At 44.0% G+C, this 15,313-nt stretch carries 15 protein-coding genes; 12 read left to right on the top strand and 3 right to left on the bottom strand.

Going from position 1 to position 15,313, the window contains the following annotated elements; all coding sequences use genetic code 11:
- Nucleotides 1-163: 163 nt before the first annotated feature.
- Nucleotides 164-1,177, top strand: coding sequence for an asparaginase (gene ansA / locus NL645_RS11060; protein ID WP_046874512.1), 1,014 nt, complete (start codon nt 164-166; stop codon nt 1,175-1,177).
- A 105-nt stretch (nt 1,178-1,282) separates the two neighbouring features.
- On the opposite strand, the gene NL645_RS11055 is transcribed toward ansA, so the two are convergent.
- Nucleotides 1,283-1,567, bottom strand: a complete 285-nt coding sequence (locus NL645_RS11055) for a YeaC family protein (protein WP_005380700.1) — start codon at nt 1,565-1,567, stop codon at nt 1,283-1,285.
- A gap of 101 nt (nt 1,568-1,668) precedes the next feature.
- On the opposite strand from NL645_RS11055, the gene NL645_RS11050 reads away from it, so the two are divergent.
- A complete protein-coding gene (locus NL645_RS11050) occupies nt 1,669-2,490 on the top strand; it encodes a DUF2989 domain-containing protein (RefSeq protein WP_114323307.1) in 822 nt (273 codons plus the stop codon).
- Nucleotides 2,491-2,605: 115 nt separating this feature from the next.
- Here NL645_RS11050 and msrB read toward each other — a convergent pair whose 3' ends face one another.
- Complete coding sequence (gene msrB / locus NL645_RS11045; protein ID WP_176319628.1) at nt 2,606-3,016, bottom strand: peptide-methionine (R)-S-oxide reductase MsrB; 411 nt, start codon at nt 3,014-3,016, stop codon at nt 2,606-2,608.
- Nucleotides 3,017-3,353: 337 nt separating this feature from the next.
- Between msrB and gap the strand changes: the two genes are divergently transcribed.
- From gap to NL645_RS10995, 10 genes are all read left to right on the top strand, one after another.
- The gene (gap, locus tag NL645_RS11040) at nt 3,354-4,349 is read left to right on the top strand and encodes a type I glyceraldehyde-3-phosphate dehydrogenase (protein ID WP_139060831.1); all 996 of its coding nucleotides are present in this window, start codon (nt 3,354-3,356) and stop codon (nt 4,347-4,349) included.
- Nucleotides 4,350-4,507: 158 nt separating this feature from the next.
- Complete coding sequence (locus tag NL645_RS11035) at nt 4,508-5,392, top strand: D-hexose-6-phosphate mutarotase (RefSeq protein WP_253651701.1); 885 nt, start codon at nt 4,508-4,510, stop codon at nt 5,390-5,392.
- 199 nt (nt 5,393-5,591) lie between these two features.
- Nucleotides 5,592-7,628, top strand: coding sequence for a methyl-accepting chemotaxis protein (locus tag NL645_RS11030; protein WP_046874510.1), 2,037 nt, complete (start codon nt 5,592-5,594; stop codon nt 7,626-7,628).
- 96 nt (nt 7,629-7,724) lie between these two features.
- Nucleotides 7,725-8,552 carry a 23S rRNA (guanine(745)-N(1))-methyltransferase gene (gene rlmA, locus NL645_RS11025; RefSeq protein ID WP_253651700.1) on the top strand — a complete coding sequence of 276 codons (828 nt, stop codon included), beginning with the start codon at nt 7,725-7,727 and terminating at the stop codon, nt 8,550-8,552.
- A gap of 97 nt (nt 8,553-8,649) precedes the next feature.
- Nucleotides 8,650-9,597 carry a ChaN family lipoprotein gene (locus NL645_RS11020; RefSeq protein ID WP_253651699.1) on the top strand — a complete coding sequence of 316 codons (948 nt, stop codon included), beginning with the start codon at nt 8,650-8,652 and terminating at the stop codon, nt 9,595-9,597.
- 250 nt (nt 9,598-9,847) lie between these two features.
- A complete protein-coding gene (locus tag NL645_RS11015; RefSeq protein WP_005397250.1) occupies nt 9,848-10,207 on the top strand; it encodes a hypothetical protein in 360 nt (119 codons plus the stop codon).
- A gap of 397 nt (nt 10,208-10,604) precedes the next feature.
- Nucleotides 10,605-12,182 carry an alkaline phosphatase gene (locus NL645_RS11010; protein WP_053808796.1) on the top strand — a complete coding sequence of 526 codons (1,578 nt, stop codon included), beginning with the start codon at nt 10,605-10,607 and terminating at the stop codon, nt 12,180-12,182.
- A 136-nt stretch (nt 12,183-12,318) separates the two neighbouring features.
- Nucleotides 12,319-12,618 carry a ribbon-helix-helix domain-containing protein gene (locus tag NL645_RS11005; protein WP_031780613.1) on the top strand — a complete coding sequence of 100 codons (300 nt, stop codon included), beginning with the start codon at nt 12,319-12,321 and terminating at the stop codon, nt 12,616-12,618.
- A 149-nt stretch (nt 12,619-12,767) separates the two neighbouring features.
- Entirely contained in the window at nt 12,768-13,163 is a 396-nt protein-coding gene (locus NL645_RS11000; RefSeq protein ID WP_005397245.1) for a VOC family protein, read from the top strand.
- A gap of 17 nt (nt 13,164-13,180) precedes the next feature.
- Entirely contained in the window at nt 13,181-13,465 is a 285-nt protein-coding gene (locus tag NL645_RS10995; RefSeq protein ID WP_170902891.1) for a putative quinol monooxygenase, read from the top strand.
- 69 nt (nt 13,466-13,534) lie between these two features.
- On the opposite strand, the gene NL645_RS10990 is transcribed toward NL645_RS10995, so the two are convergent.
- Entirely contained in the window at nt 13,535-15,214 is a 1,680-nt protein-coding gene (locus NL645_RS10990; protein ID WP_053808793.1) for a mechanosensitive ion channel family protein, read from the bottom strand.
- Nucleotides 15,215-15,313 lie beyond the last annotated feature (99 nt).

Raw genomic sequence — 15,313 nt, 5'->3', positions numbered from 1 at the left:
TTTTTCATTAATATTACAAAGGGTACCTCTACTTGAGGTGCCCTTTTTATTACGCTCAACATCTCCTCAGATGACTTTCTGATGCTGTGCGCATAGCCTCGCATCTCAAGGTTATTTAGGTATATAATCCCCGCCTCTGTTCCCCTACATGAAAGAAAAAACGATGACTAGAAAACACATCTACATCGCTTACACCGGTGGCACCATCGGAATGCAAAAATCGGATCACGGCTATGTGCCTGTTGCTGGCTTTATGGAAAAGCAACTAGCAAGCATGCCAGAGTTTCACCGTCCTGAAATGCCGGATTACACTATCCACGAATACGATCCTCTGATTGACTCATCAGATATGACGCCTGCCGACTGGCAGCAGATTGCGGATGATATTCGTGACAACTATGACAAATACGATGGTTTCGTCATCCTACATGGTACTGACACCATGGCATACACAGCATCTGCATTGTCTTTCATGCTTGAAAACCTTGGCAAGCCAGTGATTGTTACGGGTTCACAGATCCCTCTCGCAGAGCTGCGTTCTGACGGTCAAGCAAACCTATTGAATGCTCTGCATATTGCCGCAAACTACCCGATCAACGAAGTTACTTTGTTCTTCAATAATCAGTTGATGCGTGGTAACCGCAGCACAAAATCTCATGCGGACGGTTTTAATGCCTTTACTTCACCAAACCTTCCTCCACTGCTGGAAGCCGGGATCAATATTCAAGTAAGCAACAGCGTAACCGTTGGTGCACAACCAGAAGGTGAATTTAAGGTTCACAACATCACACCACAACCAATCGGTGTGATCACCATGTACCCTGGCATTTCACACGAAGTTATCCGAAACACGCTTCGTCAGCCCGTGAATGCGATGATTCTTCTGACTTTTGGTGTCGGCAATGCTCCTCAGAACCCTGAGCTGCTTGGTCACCTGAAAGAAGCCTCTGAGCGCGGCGTTATTGTCGTGAACCTAACTCAATGTTTGGCAGGCAAAGTGAATATGGGCGGCTACGCCACGGGTTGTGCACTGGCAGACTCTGGAGTTATCAGCGGCTTTGACATGACGCCAGAAGCGGCACTAGCAAAACTGCATTACCTTCTAAGCCAAAACCTTTCTTACGAAGAAGTGAAAGAGAGAATGCAGCAAGTACTGCGTGGTGAGATGAGCCTGTAAATTCAAGCTTACTACGATCTAAAAAGCCCAATAGAGATTGGGCTTTTTTCTTTTAAAGTCAAAGTAGTAGCGGTAAAGGGAACCCTATAAAAATCAAAGGTTCACTTAATCAATGTTCGGATTGACACGAACAATGTCGCTCTCTTCTCCGCTAAATTGTTTTTTAAGTTCTTGCTTCGATTTAAAGCTGATTTCACCACCTGCCGCAACCGTCATATGCTGCGCATCAGTATTATGTTTTGATTGATACAACATCACAGCTTGCATACACGAATCTCGCTGCTCTTTAGAAAGTGTTGTACCCTCAGGCCATCTTCCCGTTTCTACTGCATAGACTAAGCGATCATAAACTTCTGGAGTCATCGCTTGTAATAGTTGTTCTGCGTCCATAATGTACCTTCTTATTACATTCTATTTACAGAACATAACGGGTTAAGAAACTGAGTCAAGAATACGAAAATGAATTGGTGTAACGGATCACAAGCAAAGCCATGAAAAGAACACACTGGTTACTTCTCAGCCTCACAAGTCTCGCACTAACGGGCTGTTTCGAAGGTAACGTGACAACCGAAGAGTTGTGCCAAAAAACACCAGAGCTGCGCTGCAAACAGCTCAATATGGATGACGGGCAATGTCGAGTTCCCAGAACAAATTTAGTATGGCATCGGTTTGAGCAATTGAAAAAACCATCAGAAGCCAACCAAATCATCGAATACGGTCTGGTCGCTGAATATAGAAAATGCTTAGAACTCGCCTCTCAGATCACACCTATTGATCAAAGTGCTCTCAAGAGACAGCGTTTTAACGCTTTGGTACACAGTATTGATGAGCTAGAACGCATCGTAAACGAGTTAAAAGGCTCAGAAGACCCGGCTACTTTGTATTTTTTGTGGTCTCAAACGGGTGACATCCAAGCTCGTCGCGCATTTTTACAAATGGAAGGCTCACCCAAGTTAAATACTGCTGAGATGCAATATGCATTAGCTACTTTCTATACTAATCGAGATGCCAAGAAAACGTTAATACTGCTGAATAAAGCGTTGTCTTTATCGGATGAAGACAACCTTAATCCGATCATTCTCAAATCAATGGCAAGCATTCATCAAGGGCTTGGAGAAAAAGAGCGCGCGTATCTGTGGGCAATGGTTGCAAAAAGATTCGACGTCCCGCTTGCTGATGAAAAGCAGCTCAAGCGTATGTTTAATTTTAGTCATGCAGAGCAATATCAGCAGCTAGATGAATTAGCTGAATCGGTGGCAAAAGCCATAGAGAGAGGAAACTACTCTCCAGCAATGATACCCAAAGAGATATAAACGAAAAAACTCCCGCAATTGGCGGGAGTTTTTCTTTGGGTCAAACTACACTCTGTTTTCTACTTACAACAAATCGTATTGAAAGGATAAAACACTATCGAGCACAATTTTGTCGTTATTGTTCTGATTTGTTGAAAATTAACGACACTGAATTAACACAAAAACGCTCACCCGTGGTCTGTGGGCCATCGTTAAAAACGTGCCCTAGATGGCTATCACATGTGGCACAACGAATCTCTGTACGTACCATTCCGTGACTCAGATCTTCTAAATAGCGCACCGCTTGATCATTGATGGGCGCATCAAAACTTGGCCAACCACAGCCAGAGTCATACTTGTTATCAGAGACAAAGAGAGGGGCATTGCAACAGGTACAAGCATAAACACCCGTCTCTTTATTATGCAGTAGTTTACCGCTGAAAGGCGGTTCTGTACCTTGCTCTCGGCAGACACGAAACTCTTCTTCAGAAAGTTGCTCACGCCACTGCTCATCTGACTTCGCCACTTTTTTCCCGTTTTGTTCCACGACTTTCTGCTCCTTCTTTACTGTTTTTGGTATTGACTTTTTTAGCAAAAAACTTGCTTCTCTTAACAGTTGTAGCACATACTTTCTCACCAGGACACCATGCGTAATTAATTTGATAAGAGCACTTATCTCACCAGTTATATTACGCCAACTGGACTACAGAAGAATCAGTTAAAAGTTTAAAAAACGAACATTTGCGAAGAATTGTTAAAAAAAGCGTCGCTTTTTTTTGACTTTAAACAAGTTAAGTCCGATTATCACTTGCAGATGTTTACTGGATTCTGTAATTTTACTACCAGTTATCTTTAATCAGAAATTAAGTTGTGGAGCAACTATAATGACTATCAAAGTAGGTATTAACGGTTTTGGCCGTATCGGTCGTTTCGTATTCCGTGCAGCGCAAGAGCGTGCTGACATCGAAGTTGTAGGTATCAACGACCTTATCGACGTAGAGTACATGGCATACATGCTTAAGTACGACTCAACTCACGGCCGTTTCAACGGTACTGTTGAAGTTGAAGGCGGTAACCTAATCGTTAACGGTAAAACTGTACGTGTTACTGCAGAGCGCAACCCAGCGGACCTTAAGTGGGACGAAATCGGTGTTGACGTTGTTGCAGAAGCAACTGGTCTTTTCCTAACAGACGAGACTGCACGTAAGCACATCGAAGCTGGCGCGAAGAAAGTTGTTCTAACTGGTCCTTCAAAAGACGCTACTCCAATGTTCGTAATGGGCGTTAACCACGCTACTTACGCTGGTCAAGACATCGTTTCTAACGCTTCTTGTACTACTAACTGTCTAGCGCCTATCGCTAAAGTTCTTAACGACAAGTTCGGTATCGAATCTGGTCTTATGACTACAGTTCACGCTACTACAGCAACTCAAAAAACTGTAGACGGTCCTTCTGCTAAAGACTGGCGCGGTGGTCGTGGTGCTTCTCAAAACATCATCCCATCTTCAACTGGTGCTGCTAAAGCTGTAGGCGTTGTTCTTCCAGAACTAAACGGCAAACTAACTGGTATGGCTTTCCGCGTACCAACAGCTAACGTTTCTGTAGTTGACCTAACAGTTAACCTAAAAGAAGGCGCATCTTACGAAGCTATCTGTGCAGCAATGAAAGAAGCTTCTGAAGGCGAGCTAAAAGGTGTTCTAGGTTACACTGAAGATGCAGTAGTATCTCAAGACTTCATCGGTGAAGTTCAAACTTCTGTATTCGATGCTAAAGCTGGTATCGCTCTAACTGATAACTTCGTTAAAGTTGTATCTTGGTACGACAACGAAATCGGTTACTCAAACAAAGTTCTAGACCTAATCGCTCACATCTCTAAGTAATTAGATAGTTAGCAATTAGCGAATAACTTCGTTAAAGAAAAGGCGGCTCTAGAGTCGCCTTTTTTGTATCTGGAATTTGAGAGAATACCTCGGCGCTGTTGCATTGTATTTGCGACGGATGTCGAAACCCTACTTTCCCCAATGATAGGAAACAGCACATGGATTTAAAAACTCTCCCAGCTCTAACCGTGTTATCTGATAACGTTACTGTCGTTGAAATTGATCAGGTCAAAGTAGTACGTGTTATTCATGAGAAAGCGACAGCAGGCATCTCCTTACATGGTGGTCACGTTGTTTCGTTCACTCCTGCTGGTCATGAAGATTTGATTTGGATGAGCGAGAAGGCAATTTTCGACGGGAAAAAAGCTCTGCGAGGCGGCATTCCCGTTTGCTGGCCATGGTTTGGGCGTATTGCAGCACCGGCTCATGGTTTCGCACGTATTGCTGAATGGGAGCTGGTTGAACATCGCGAGAACGATAACGGCGTGATTGTTGAACTTGCTCTGTTCCCGACAGAAGAAATCCACGATATTTGGCCACATATGTTTGACGCTCGTTTGGTGGTTGAAGTTGGCGATGAGCTAAAAGTGACACTCAAAGTCATGAACATCGATGACGAAGCTTGGACCTTCTCTGGCGCGTTACATACTTACCTAAACGTTGGAGACATTAAGCAAGCACAAACGACAGGCATGGGTGCCGAGTACATTGATAGCTTGAAAGCTGATGCGGTATGCCAAGGTGGTGATGTTCTGCAACTCACAGACACCATTGATCGCGTTTACACGCAACCAGAAGCGAAAATTTTGGTAAAAGATCCGGAACTGAATCGTACATTAAGCGTGGAAAACCATGGTCATAACTCCGCGGTACTTTGGAACCCTTGGGCAGAAGGTGCACAAGGTATGGCTGATATGGCTGACGATGGTTACCAAACCATGCTGTGTGTTGAATCTACTGTTCACGCTCCAAGTATCGAGCAAGGTAAAACGCTCCAGCCAGGTGAGACTCATGAACTTGTCACTGTAATTTCAGTGCAGTAGTTATAACCAGATCAAAGGTCGGGAATACCCGACCTTTTTTGTAATAAAAGCCCCACCTAGATGGTCCTCTCTCAACTAACTTATTGGTTATCAGTCACTTTTGACTATTTCATTAATAAATATCAAAAAATTCGATCATATAAACCGATAGCATGCCGATACAAAACTCATAAATAATAAAAATATCAGGAACTAATCTATGTTAGAGAGATACCGAAATCAAAGTGTCGGATTCCAGTTAAAGCTGGTTATCACTTTGTGTCTATTCATTGCTTTCAGCAGTATTGCTGCGCTTGTTTACCGTAACGCTTCCGATGTTCTATTGGAAAGCACCCTTAAAGAGCACCAATCTAAAGTAGAGTCGATGGCTAAAACCATTGCTGGCCAATTCGATGCTTATCTGCATACCGCTAAAGTGCTCGAGTCCACTTTTCGTAATGGCTACCTTGCCGGTGTTTATGTCGAAAACTATACGGTTGATTTCATGGGGCATGAAATACCAAACATCACTCAATACAGTGAAAGCTTAATTAACGACACAAAGCTGGTCGATAGCTTCACACGTGATACCGGTGCTATCGCGACTTTATTCGCGCCTTTGGGAGATGACTTTATCCGTGTATCTACCTCACTAAAAGATCCACAAGGTCAACGAGCAGTGGGAACCACACTAGGTCTCGACCACCCAGGTTATCAGCAACTAAAAGCTGGTCAGCCATATTACGCTCAAATAAAGTTGTACGGCGAACGCTACATTACCTATTACTCTCCAATTAAAGATGCAACTGGAAAAGTTGCAGGGTTATCGTTTATTGGTTTACCCGTAGATCAAGCAACACAAACGCTATTCGATGCGCTAGAAGAGATTAAATGGGGCGATACTGGCTATACCATCATTGTCGACAACGACGACAACAATCTTGGTAAGTACCTACTCCATCCGACTAAAAGTGCAACCGACCCTTCAATCACAGAAGTTCGTGACTACGAGGGTAATAAGCCTTTCCATAAAATTTTTGAACAAAAGAGCGGATTAATTCTATACCCTTACCAATTCGGCTCAACAGTCGGCGAAAAGTACTTAGTGTTTACCGAAGTACCAGGCTGGAACTGGAAACTACTGGGTGGTACGTTTATCAAAGAAGTGACCAAAGGCAGTGATACACTACTTAAACTTATCGCCATCATTTCTTCGGTAGCGGCAATCATTACTTTTGTTGTACTGACACTTTTCTTGAATCGCAGCTTAAAACCTCTGACCGTTCTAAACTCCTATATGACTCGCTTGGCGGGCGGCGAGGTCAGCTTGAACGTCCCATCGTCTCGTAAGGCATCAAAAAATGAAATTACGAACCTGAATACGGGTGTCGCCAGTATGGCAAGTCAACTCAATGAACTTGTAGGTAAGATCCGTTCCACAAGCGACTTAGTAGAGAGCAACTCCACCAGCGTTGCCAATGATGCCCATAGCAATTTAACCCAAGCTGACCGCCAACAAGAAGAAGTAGAACAAGTGGTAACAGCAATCGAAGAGATGGCCTCTTCCGCTCAATCGGTGGCGCAGCAAGTAGAAAGCATTGCGGAAAACGTACGCTCCGCAAATACCGATAGTCAATCTGGTCTCGCGATTGTAGAAGGCGTATGTATCGATGTTGCTCAACTCAACGATCAATTGGATCAATCAGCAGCGGCTATCGAGCAAGTCAATCGCGATAGTGAGAGTATTCAAACCGTCACGAAGATGATTGATGAGATTGCAGAGCAAACCAACCTACTTGCGTTGAATGCAGCCATTGAAGCCGCACGAGCAGGTGAGCAAGGTCGTGGCTTCGCAGTTGTAGCAGATGAAGTGCGCACACTTGCGCACCGTACACAAAGCTCAGTTCAGGATGTAGTTGAAATTATTGAGAAGCTAAAAGGCTCTACTCATAATGCAGTTAATATGATGACTGACAGCCAACGCAGTGCCAATCAGGTCTTAGACAAAGCACAAGACGCGGGTACAGCATTAGAAGCTATCGCAGTACAAGTCCAGTCGATAGCGTCTCAAGCCGACGCCATTGCTGCGACCTCAGAAGAGCAAGCGCAAGTATCCCAAGAAATTGCTGCAAATGCCCATTCTATCAGTGAGCTAAACCGAGAAAGCCGCGACACCAGCGCGAAAACCTCGCAAAGTGCCATTGAACTGCAACAACAAGCTCGGAACTTGAAAGAGCAAGTCGACTTCTTCCACTAATACTGAATATGAGCCGATTCCATCGGCTCTTTTTGTTTCACTTGAGACCACGCTTTTTGATAGAATTTGCCGCCCTACTTTCTGTTCGAGATCGTCATGAACTATCAATGCCCTTTATGCCACCAAGCTCTAGCGTTAAGTGAAAAAACGTTTAAGTGCGAAAACAATCATCAGTTTGACTTAGCAAAAGAAGGCTACGTTAACTTGATGCCAGCGCACCACAAACGTTCTAAAGATCCTGGTGACAATAAAGAGATGATGCAAGCTCGTCGTCGATTCCTTGAGGGGAATTACTACAACCCAATGCGCCAAGAGGTTGCGCAGCTGTGTGCGAAATACACAGAGGGAACCGATCATCAATTATTAGATATTGGTTGCGGCGAGGGTTACTACACGGATCAAGTGCAGAAAACGATACAAACGCAAACGGACGATGCGACGATATATGGATTGGACATTTCAAAAGTTGCGATTCGTTATGCGGCGAAGCGCTACACACAGTGTCACTTTAGCGTCGCTTCTAGCCATCGGCTTCCTTTCGCGAATGAATCCTTAGATGCTATTTTGCGCATTTATGCCCCTTGCAAAGCAGAAGAGCTTCAGCGCGTTGTAAAAGAGAACGGTGTGGTCATCACGGTGACACCTGCAAGCCGTCACTTATACCAACTACGTGAACGCATTTATCAAGATGTTCGTCTTCACAGTGAAGAGCCAGAACACATTGAAGGATATGAATTAGAGCATCAACAACATCTTAACTATGTTATGAATTTGAAGGACGGGGCCGCATTCGATTTATTGCAAATGACGCCATTCGCATGGAAAGCAACCGATGCACTTCGTGAAGAGTTGAAGTCCGCTACACTCTATCAGTGTGAGGCTGATTTTATGCTGCGCGTATATCGCAAAATGTCCACTCAGTAATAATAGTGGCAACCAACAAACGCAAATAGTTATCATTTATATTGATTCATTGCTCAGCCTCCATTAATATCATCCGGACATTTTTGGAGGCTTTTCAATGCGCTTTTCTATTTTAAGCTTGCTCTTTGCTGGCTTACTTACTGGTTGTTCTTCTGTTCCATCAACCAACTCTCACCCTACCTCTGCGGAAGTCACTACTTTTTACGACTACCAACTTTACACTCCTTCTGGTGAGCACATCGCTCTAAGCGAACTACCAAAAGAGCTGCGACAAGCAGATGTTATTCTTATTGGTGAATGGCACACACATGCCGGCGTTCATCGCTTTCAAACCGATATGCTCAAACAACTTTCATCTTATGACCGCCCACTCGCGTTATCAATGGAACAATTTACCCGCGACAAACAACCTGTTGTTGACGCTTACCTGCGTGGGGAAATCGGTGAACAGTACTTGATGAAACAAGCCAATGCTTGGCCCAATTATGAGAGCGACTATCGCCCTCTCGTTGAGTTTGCTAAGCAGAAAAATCTCCCGGTGATTGCAGCGAATGCACCAAAGGGCATTGTCCGATGTATTGGTCGTCAGGGGATAGACTACGTTAACAAGCTCGATGATGAGCAGCGAACGTTTATTGCAGAATCCATCAACACGGCCAGTAGTCCGTACAAAGAAAAGTTCATGGCATCCATGCATCACGGTAAGCCAGAGCAGACGGAAAAACAGTTTGCAGCTCAAGTTACTTGGGATGAAACTATGGCGGAATCTATCGTTAGCTACCTAGACGACAACCCAGGCGCTCAGGTTGTCCATGTTGCGGGCAAGTTTCACACCGAGCAAGGGTTGGGTACGGCAGCATCAATCTTAAGCCGCAACCCGAGCTTAAAAGTGGTTGTAATTAGCCCAACAGATAATGTGCTTGCTGATCATACTGATTATCAGTTAGAGGTTCTTGCACCACCAGTACGGTATGTACAAGATGCTCACCGCATGGCGGCATATCAACACCTCACTAAGCGCAATAGCGATCTTCAATGTAAGTAGCTGGTCTCCAATTTAAGTTACTACCTTGTCGTTGCGTTGCATCATCACACTGCTCCGAGTTCATAGAGTGACAACGGTCTGCTTACTGCTGGTCTATTTTTTGCTAATGATCACGAATAGAAACCAGAAGCGGCAAAAGCAGACCTGTTTTTATCCAAATAGCTTCAGAAATAGACTTTGCCGCCGATAGTAATATAACTGCTTTTTACCGCACTCAGTGACCGAGTGTCGATGTTCCAAGGAGTATTCGATGAATCCAGTAGGAAGCACTTCTGTTAATAACTATGCCAAACAATCTGTCGCCTCTAAGCAAACAAGTATTGCACAAGAGGAAGGCAACGCTTCGCCGCTAAAAGTCGAACACAATAAGGTGACACTGTCCACGGAGGGCAAAGCGCTCCTCGCCGCTCTGCAGCAAATCGAACACGACAGTAAGAGAGTAGAAGCAGAAGATAAATCTGTTGGTGAAAAAGTGGAGTCCTTTACACATGGCGCACTTGGCATGGATCACCCTGACAAAATCGAGGAAGAAGAAGACGGCTCATACTCTGCGGGTCAATACCTTTCTGCGGCCCTCACTGTCGGTGGCATCATATTAGCGTTGGTCTAATAATCGTTACGACAATAAATCCTATTTGAATAAATCACTAACTGCAGCCCATAATTTGATACGTCAAAGAACGATATGTCGTAAACGTAGGTTATATACTCCTCAATTCGACCGCTCTTATGATCTTAAAACGCATACTCGTTTATTGCTCCCTAAACTAGGTTTCTTGTGAAGGCACTGAATGGATAACTTTAGTCCATGCTTTCAACTCCTAAGCGTAATCCAAGCCCACGTTTGTGGGCTTTCTTCTTTCTAAATTCACAAACGTTAGAGGTTGATTCACTTTTTCTACAAACCCAAGCAAAGACGACAATTTAGTTAAACTTTTATTACCGACACAAAATCGTCATAAATCATTGTTTTAATGCCAGCGCTTTTAATAAACAAGGAAAATATAATGAAGCGCTTAGTATCTCCAATCGTTACCGCAGTGGCAGCATCAACCCTCTCTTTTAATGCACTCTCGGCCGAAATCAAAAACGTTATTTTGATGATCGGCGATGGCATGGGGCCTCAACAAGTTGGTCTACTAGAGACCTACGCCAAACACGCACCTAACTCGATTTACCAAGGCGAAACTACCGCTTTGTATAAACTCGCTCAAGAAGGTGTGATTGGATCATCACTGACTAATCCAGAAGACGCGATTGTTGTCGACTCTGCGTGCTCCGCAACGATGCTAGCAACAGGAATACCTACCGCTTCTGAAGTCATTGGCATTGATAGCCAAGGCAACCACGTTGAAACCATTTTGGAAAAAGCCAAAAGCAAAGGTAAGGCTACGGGTCTCGTCTCTGATACACGTATGACTCATGCAACGCCAGCCGCATTTGCCGCTCATCAACCACACCGTTCTCTAGAAAACAGTATTGCGGCGGACATGCTAGAAACTGGCGTTGACGTGATGATGTCTGGCGGACTTCGTCATTGGATTCCAAAGTCGACAAACGACAAGGGAGAGACATACGAGCAACTTGAAAAGCTCACTGAAGGTAATGTCTACCTAAAGTCGAAACGTAAAGATGAGCGCAACTTGCTTACTGAGGCGCAAGACCAAGGTTACAACCTGGCTTTCAGCCGCGATATGCTCACACAAGCTAAAGGTGACAAATTACTTGGACTTTTTGCTTACTCGGGCATGAACGATGGTATTGCCTACAGTCAAAGCAAAAACGATCCAAAACGTACGCAGCCATCACTGAAAGAAATGACCACCAAAGCGATCGACATCCTTTCAAAAGACAAAGACGGCTTTTTCTTAATGGTTGAAGGCGGTCAAATTGACTGGGCTGGCCACAGTAACGATGCGGGTACGATGCTGCATGAAATGATCAAATTCGACGAAGCGGTAGACTCGGTTTATGAGTGGGCAAAAGGCCGTGATGACACACTGATCATTGTTACCGCTGACCACGAGACCGGTTCTTTCGGCTTTAGTTACTCATCAGCAAACTTGCCTAAACCGCAAAAACGCGACGGCGAAGCATTCAAAAATCAAGATTACGCGCCAAACTTCAACTTTGGTCAGTTCGAGATCCTTGATGGTTTATACAACCAAAAGAAAAGTTACTACGGCATGATCAGCGAATTCCAAGCGCTTGATAAGAAAGCTCAAACACCAGAGAAGTTTGCGGAAATCGTGAACGCAAATAGCGATTTTTCGATTACACCAGAGCAAGCAGAACGCGTATTAGCAAGTAAACCAAATCCATACCGACTCGCTGGACACAAATACTTAAGCGAAGAGAACGTTCCTACAATCAATGACTTTGATGCGTTCTTTCCTTACAACGACCGTGGCAACTTGCTAGCGCGTGAGCATGCAACAAAGCAAAACACAGTATGGGGAACGGGTACTCATACGCATACCCCAGTCAACGTATTTGCTTGGGGACCGGCAGAAACTATCCTTCCGGTATCAAAAATCATGCACCACTCTCAGTTAGGTGAGTACTTAAAGCAACAAATCAAATAATCGGCTTACACTTACTTCACGACTCGTGATGTTCAAACGCTCTCGTAAGGGAGCGTTTTTTTATGCATGAAAATAGTTGACGTTTTAAACAATAAACCTCAATAATTATAGGTCTTTGATTATATGAATGAAGAAAATGTGCGAAATATTTGCTAAGCAGCCCCAAGACAACTATCAGTTCATCACCCGCTCTATCCGTATTGATGGTCACGCCACAAGTGTAAAACTTGAAGCAAGCTTTTGGACGATTCTTGAGGAAATTGCTAACGCTCAAAACATGACTGTTCCTAAGTTTATTAGTACGGTCTATCAAGAAGCGCTCGAATACAATGGTGAAGTAAACAACTTTGCCTCCCTACTCCGCTGCGCCTGTCTCACTTACGCTCGCCAACCTAAAGAGACGATTCGTCAAGCACTGACACAACTAAACACTTAACAATCAACCGCTGACCAACCTACCAATAACCTTCATAAGCTATGCAACAAGAGTTGTAAGCCATTGAGCATGTTCTAATTTGTCGTACTAGAGTACTACCCAGACTCCTTTTGAACTCGCTAACCTATGCGGACTATCAAGGAGTACCCATGACAAAAATGATTCACACCATGATCCGAGTCAGCGATCTGGACCGTTCTCTACAATTTTACCGCGACGTACTTGAGCTAGAAATCAAAGACCAATACATCTTTGATGGTTTTTCTCTGACCTATCTAGCCAACGAAGAAACTGGCTTTGAATTAGAGCTAACACACAATCACGATCAAACTGAGCCTTACACTCACGGCTCAGGCTACGGTCACCTTGCTGTCAGCGTAGAGGATATCGAACAAACTCACAAACGCATTAAATCTCTCGGTATTGAAGCGGGTGACATCAAAGCCTTTGATCACCAACAAAAGCATTTGGCAACGTTCTTTTTTGTGACTGATCCTGATGGTTACAAAATTGAGTTCTTACAACGCCAAGGGCGTTACCTATAACAAAAAGAGTAAACATCATGATTCACGTGACTGCTACCTTTCACGCACAACCGGGAAAAGAACAGGAACTGAAAGCAGTGCTCACCCGAGCACTTGAACCCACTCGCAATGAGGAAGGTTGTGTTCGTTATCAGTTATTCCAAGATAAAGACAATGCGTGCCACTTCGTTTTTCAAGAGCAATTTAAAGACCAACAAGCGTTCGATCTTCATGGTAAAACAGAACACTTTTCTCTTTTGATTAGCCAAATCGACAACTTGTTAGAATGCGAACCGAAATTGGCGTTCTTTAACGAACTGTAAAAACACAGCTTAATGCAAATAAAAAGGCACTCTTTACTAGAGTGCCTTTTCGTACTGTTGTGGCTGTGATTACGCGTCTTGCTTCTCTACCATGTGCAAATGCACATCTTGTTGTGGGAAAGGAATCGAAATGCCTTCTCGGTCAAAGCGCAGTTTCACTTCTTTTGTCACATCCCAATACACGTCCCAATAATCATCAGTTTTTACCCAAGGACGAACAATAAAGTCTACAGATGATGTGTTTAACGTATGCACTTTGATCATCGGCTCTGGTGTACGAAGTACTGCAGGGTGAGAAGTAATGATATCAGACAGCACTGACTCGGCTTTCAGCAAGTCATCCGCATAACCAATGCCAAACACCATATCCACACGGCGAATGCGCTCGTGTGTGACGTTCTTAATCACATCTCCCCAAATTTTACTGTTAGGTACAATAATAATTTGGTTATCAAACGTACGGATTGTGGTGTTCACCAAACTCATATGGCTTACCTTACCATCCACACCACCAGCATACACAAAGTCACCAACATCAAATGGGCGGTAAATAAGCAACATCATACCCGCCGCGAAGTTAGACAAGGTGTCTTGCAAGGCGAAGCCGATAATCACACCAGCAATACCAAAACCGGTTAGGATCGGGGCTAGGTTCAATCCAAGCTGAGATAGGCCCACCATGATACCAATCACCCACACGAACTTGCCGGACATTGAGATAAAGAAGTCCTGCATCAAGTGTGAGAGCTTTAAGTTTTTCGATGAAACCGCCTTGCTGACCACTTTGCGCGTTAACTTCGCAAGCCCACGAGCGATCAATAAAATCAACGCAAATACAAACAACTGGAAAATGTGCTGCGGCGCATTTTCGGCAAACCAGTCTAGTGCCGAGTTGGACCAATGACTCAGTATTGACCACACTACTTTAGTATTCAGTAAATCGTGGGTGATATTCCCTGTCACTTCGAAAATTTGGCGTTTGTATTCGGACGTTTCTAAACCGACTTTATCGCCAATCGAAATTAAATTGCGTAGGCTTTCCGTCGCAATATTCAGTCTTTGCTTAGTAATAAGCTGACTTAGCTGCAGTGACGCTTTTTCCGATTCAGGGCTTGACGAAAGTTGAGAGCCGATGATTTCACTTTGCTGACTCAAGTACTCAATTGAGGCAGACAGCAAACGCATGCGTTTATCAACTTTATCCTTTAGTTCCGCTTCTGCGCGCTCATTTTGAGCCCCTAACTCTTTCAGCCAAGCAAGGTTTTGCCAACTTGAATCGAAGCTGACATCGAGGTAATGCTGTAACTCTCGGTAATCATTTACAAGAGCAAGTTTCTCTTCATCCTTGGCTTTATTTAAATCTTCAACGACTTTCTTTATTTTTTCCGACAGATAGTTCGTGGCGTCCTCAGAGTATTTTTCCTGCTTTTTAACCAAGGAGATCAATTTGTCACGAGGGATAGTTTCACGTTCAATCGCTGATGCTAACTGACTTCTTAACTCTTCATTTTTTTGGAACAGCTGTAGTTGAAGCGCGTCGCGCTCATCACCACTCGCTTGCGAGAGACCTTGGGATAAATCCACAATTTCTCGATTCAAGTTATCAATAGAAGTTTCGGCAGCAGAGGGCTCTGGCGTATCCTGAATATCTTTCGCATTGATGACCATCGGGGCCATCATACCGAGGATGAGCGCGAATAATGCCACCCAAGATGTCAGGCGTATTTTCTGGGGGAAATGAAACGTCATGTTTACCTCTTAGGGAACAGTTCTGATCAAAACGACCAAGAATAGAAGTGTAAAGCCTTGAAATTATATACCTAAGTTTACAACACTAAATAATAAACT

It is taken from the genome of Vibrio sp. Y51_MX_L26 (assembly GCF_024181935.1).
In the GTDB taxonomy this organism is placed as follows: domain Bacteria; phylum Pseudomonadota; class Gammaproteobacteria; order Enterobacterales; family Vibrionaceae; genus Vibrio; species Vibrio diabolicus.
Note: the sequence above shows the minus strand (reverse complement) of the source record. Positions and strands in the feature narration are given on the sequence as shown.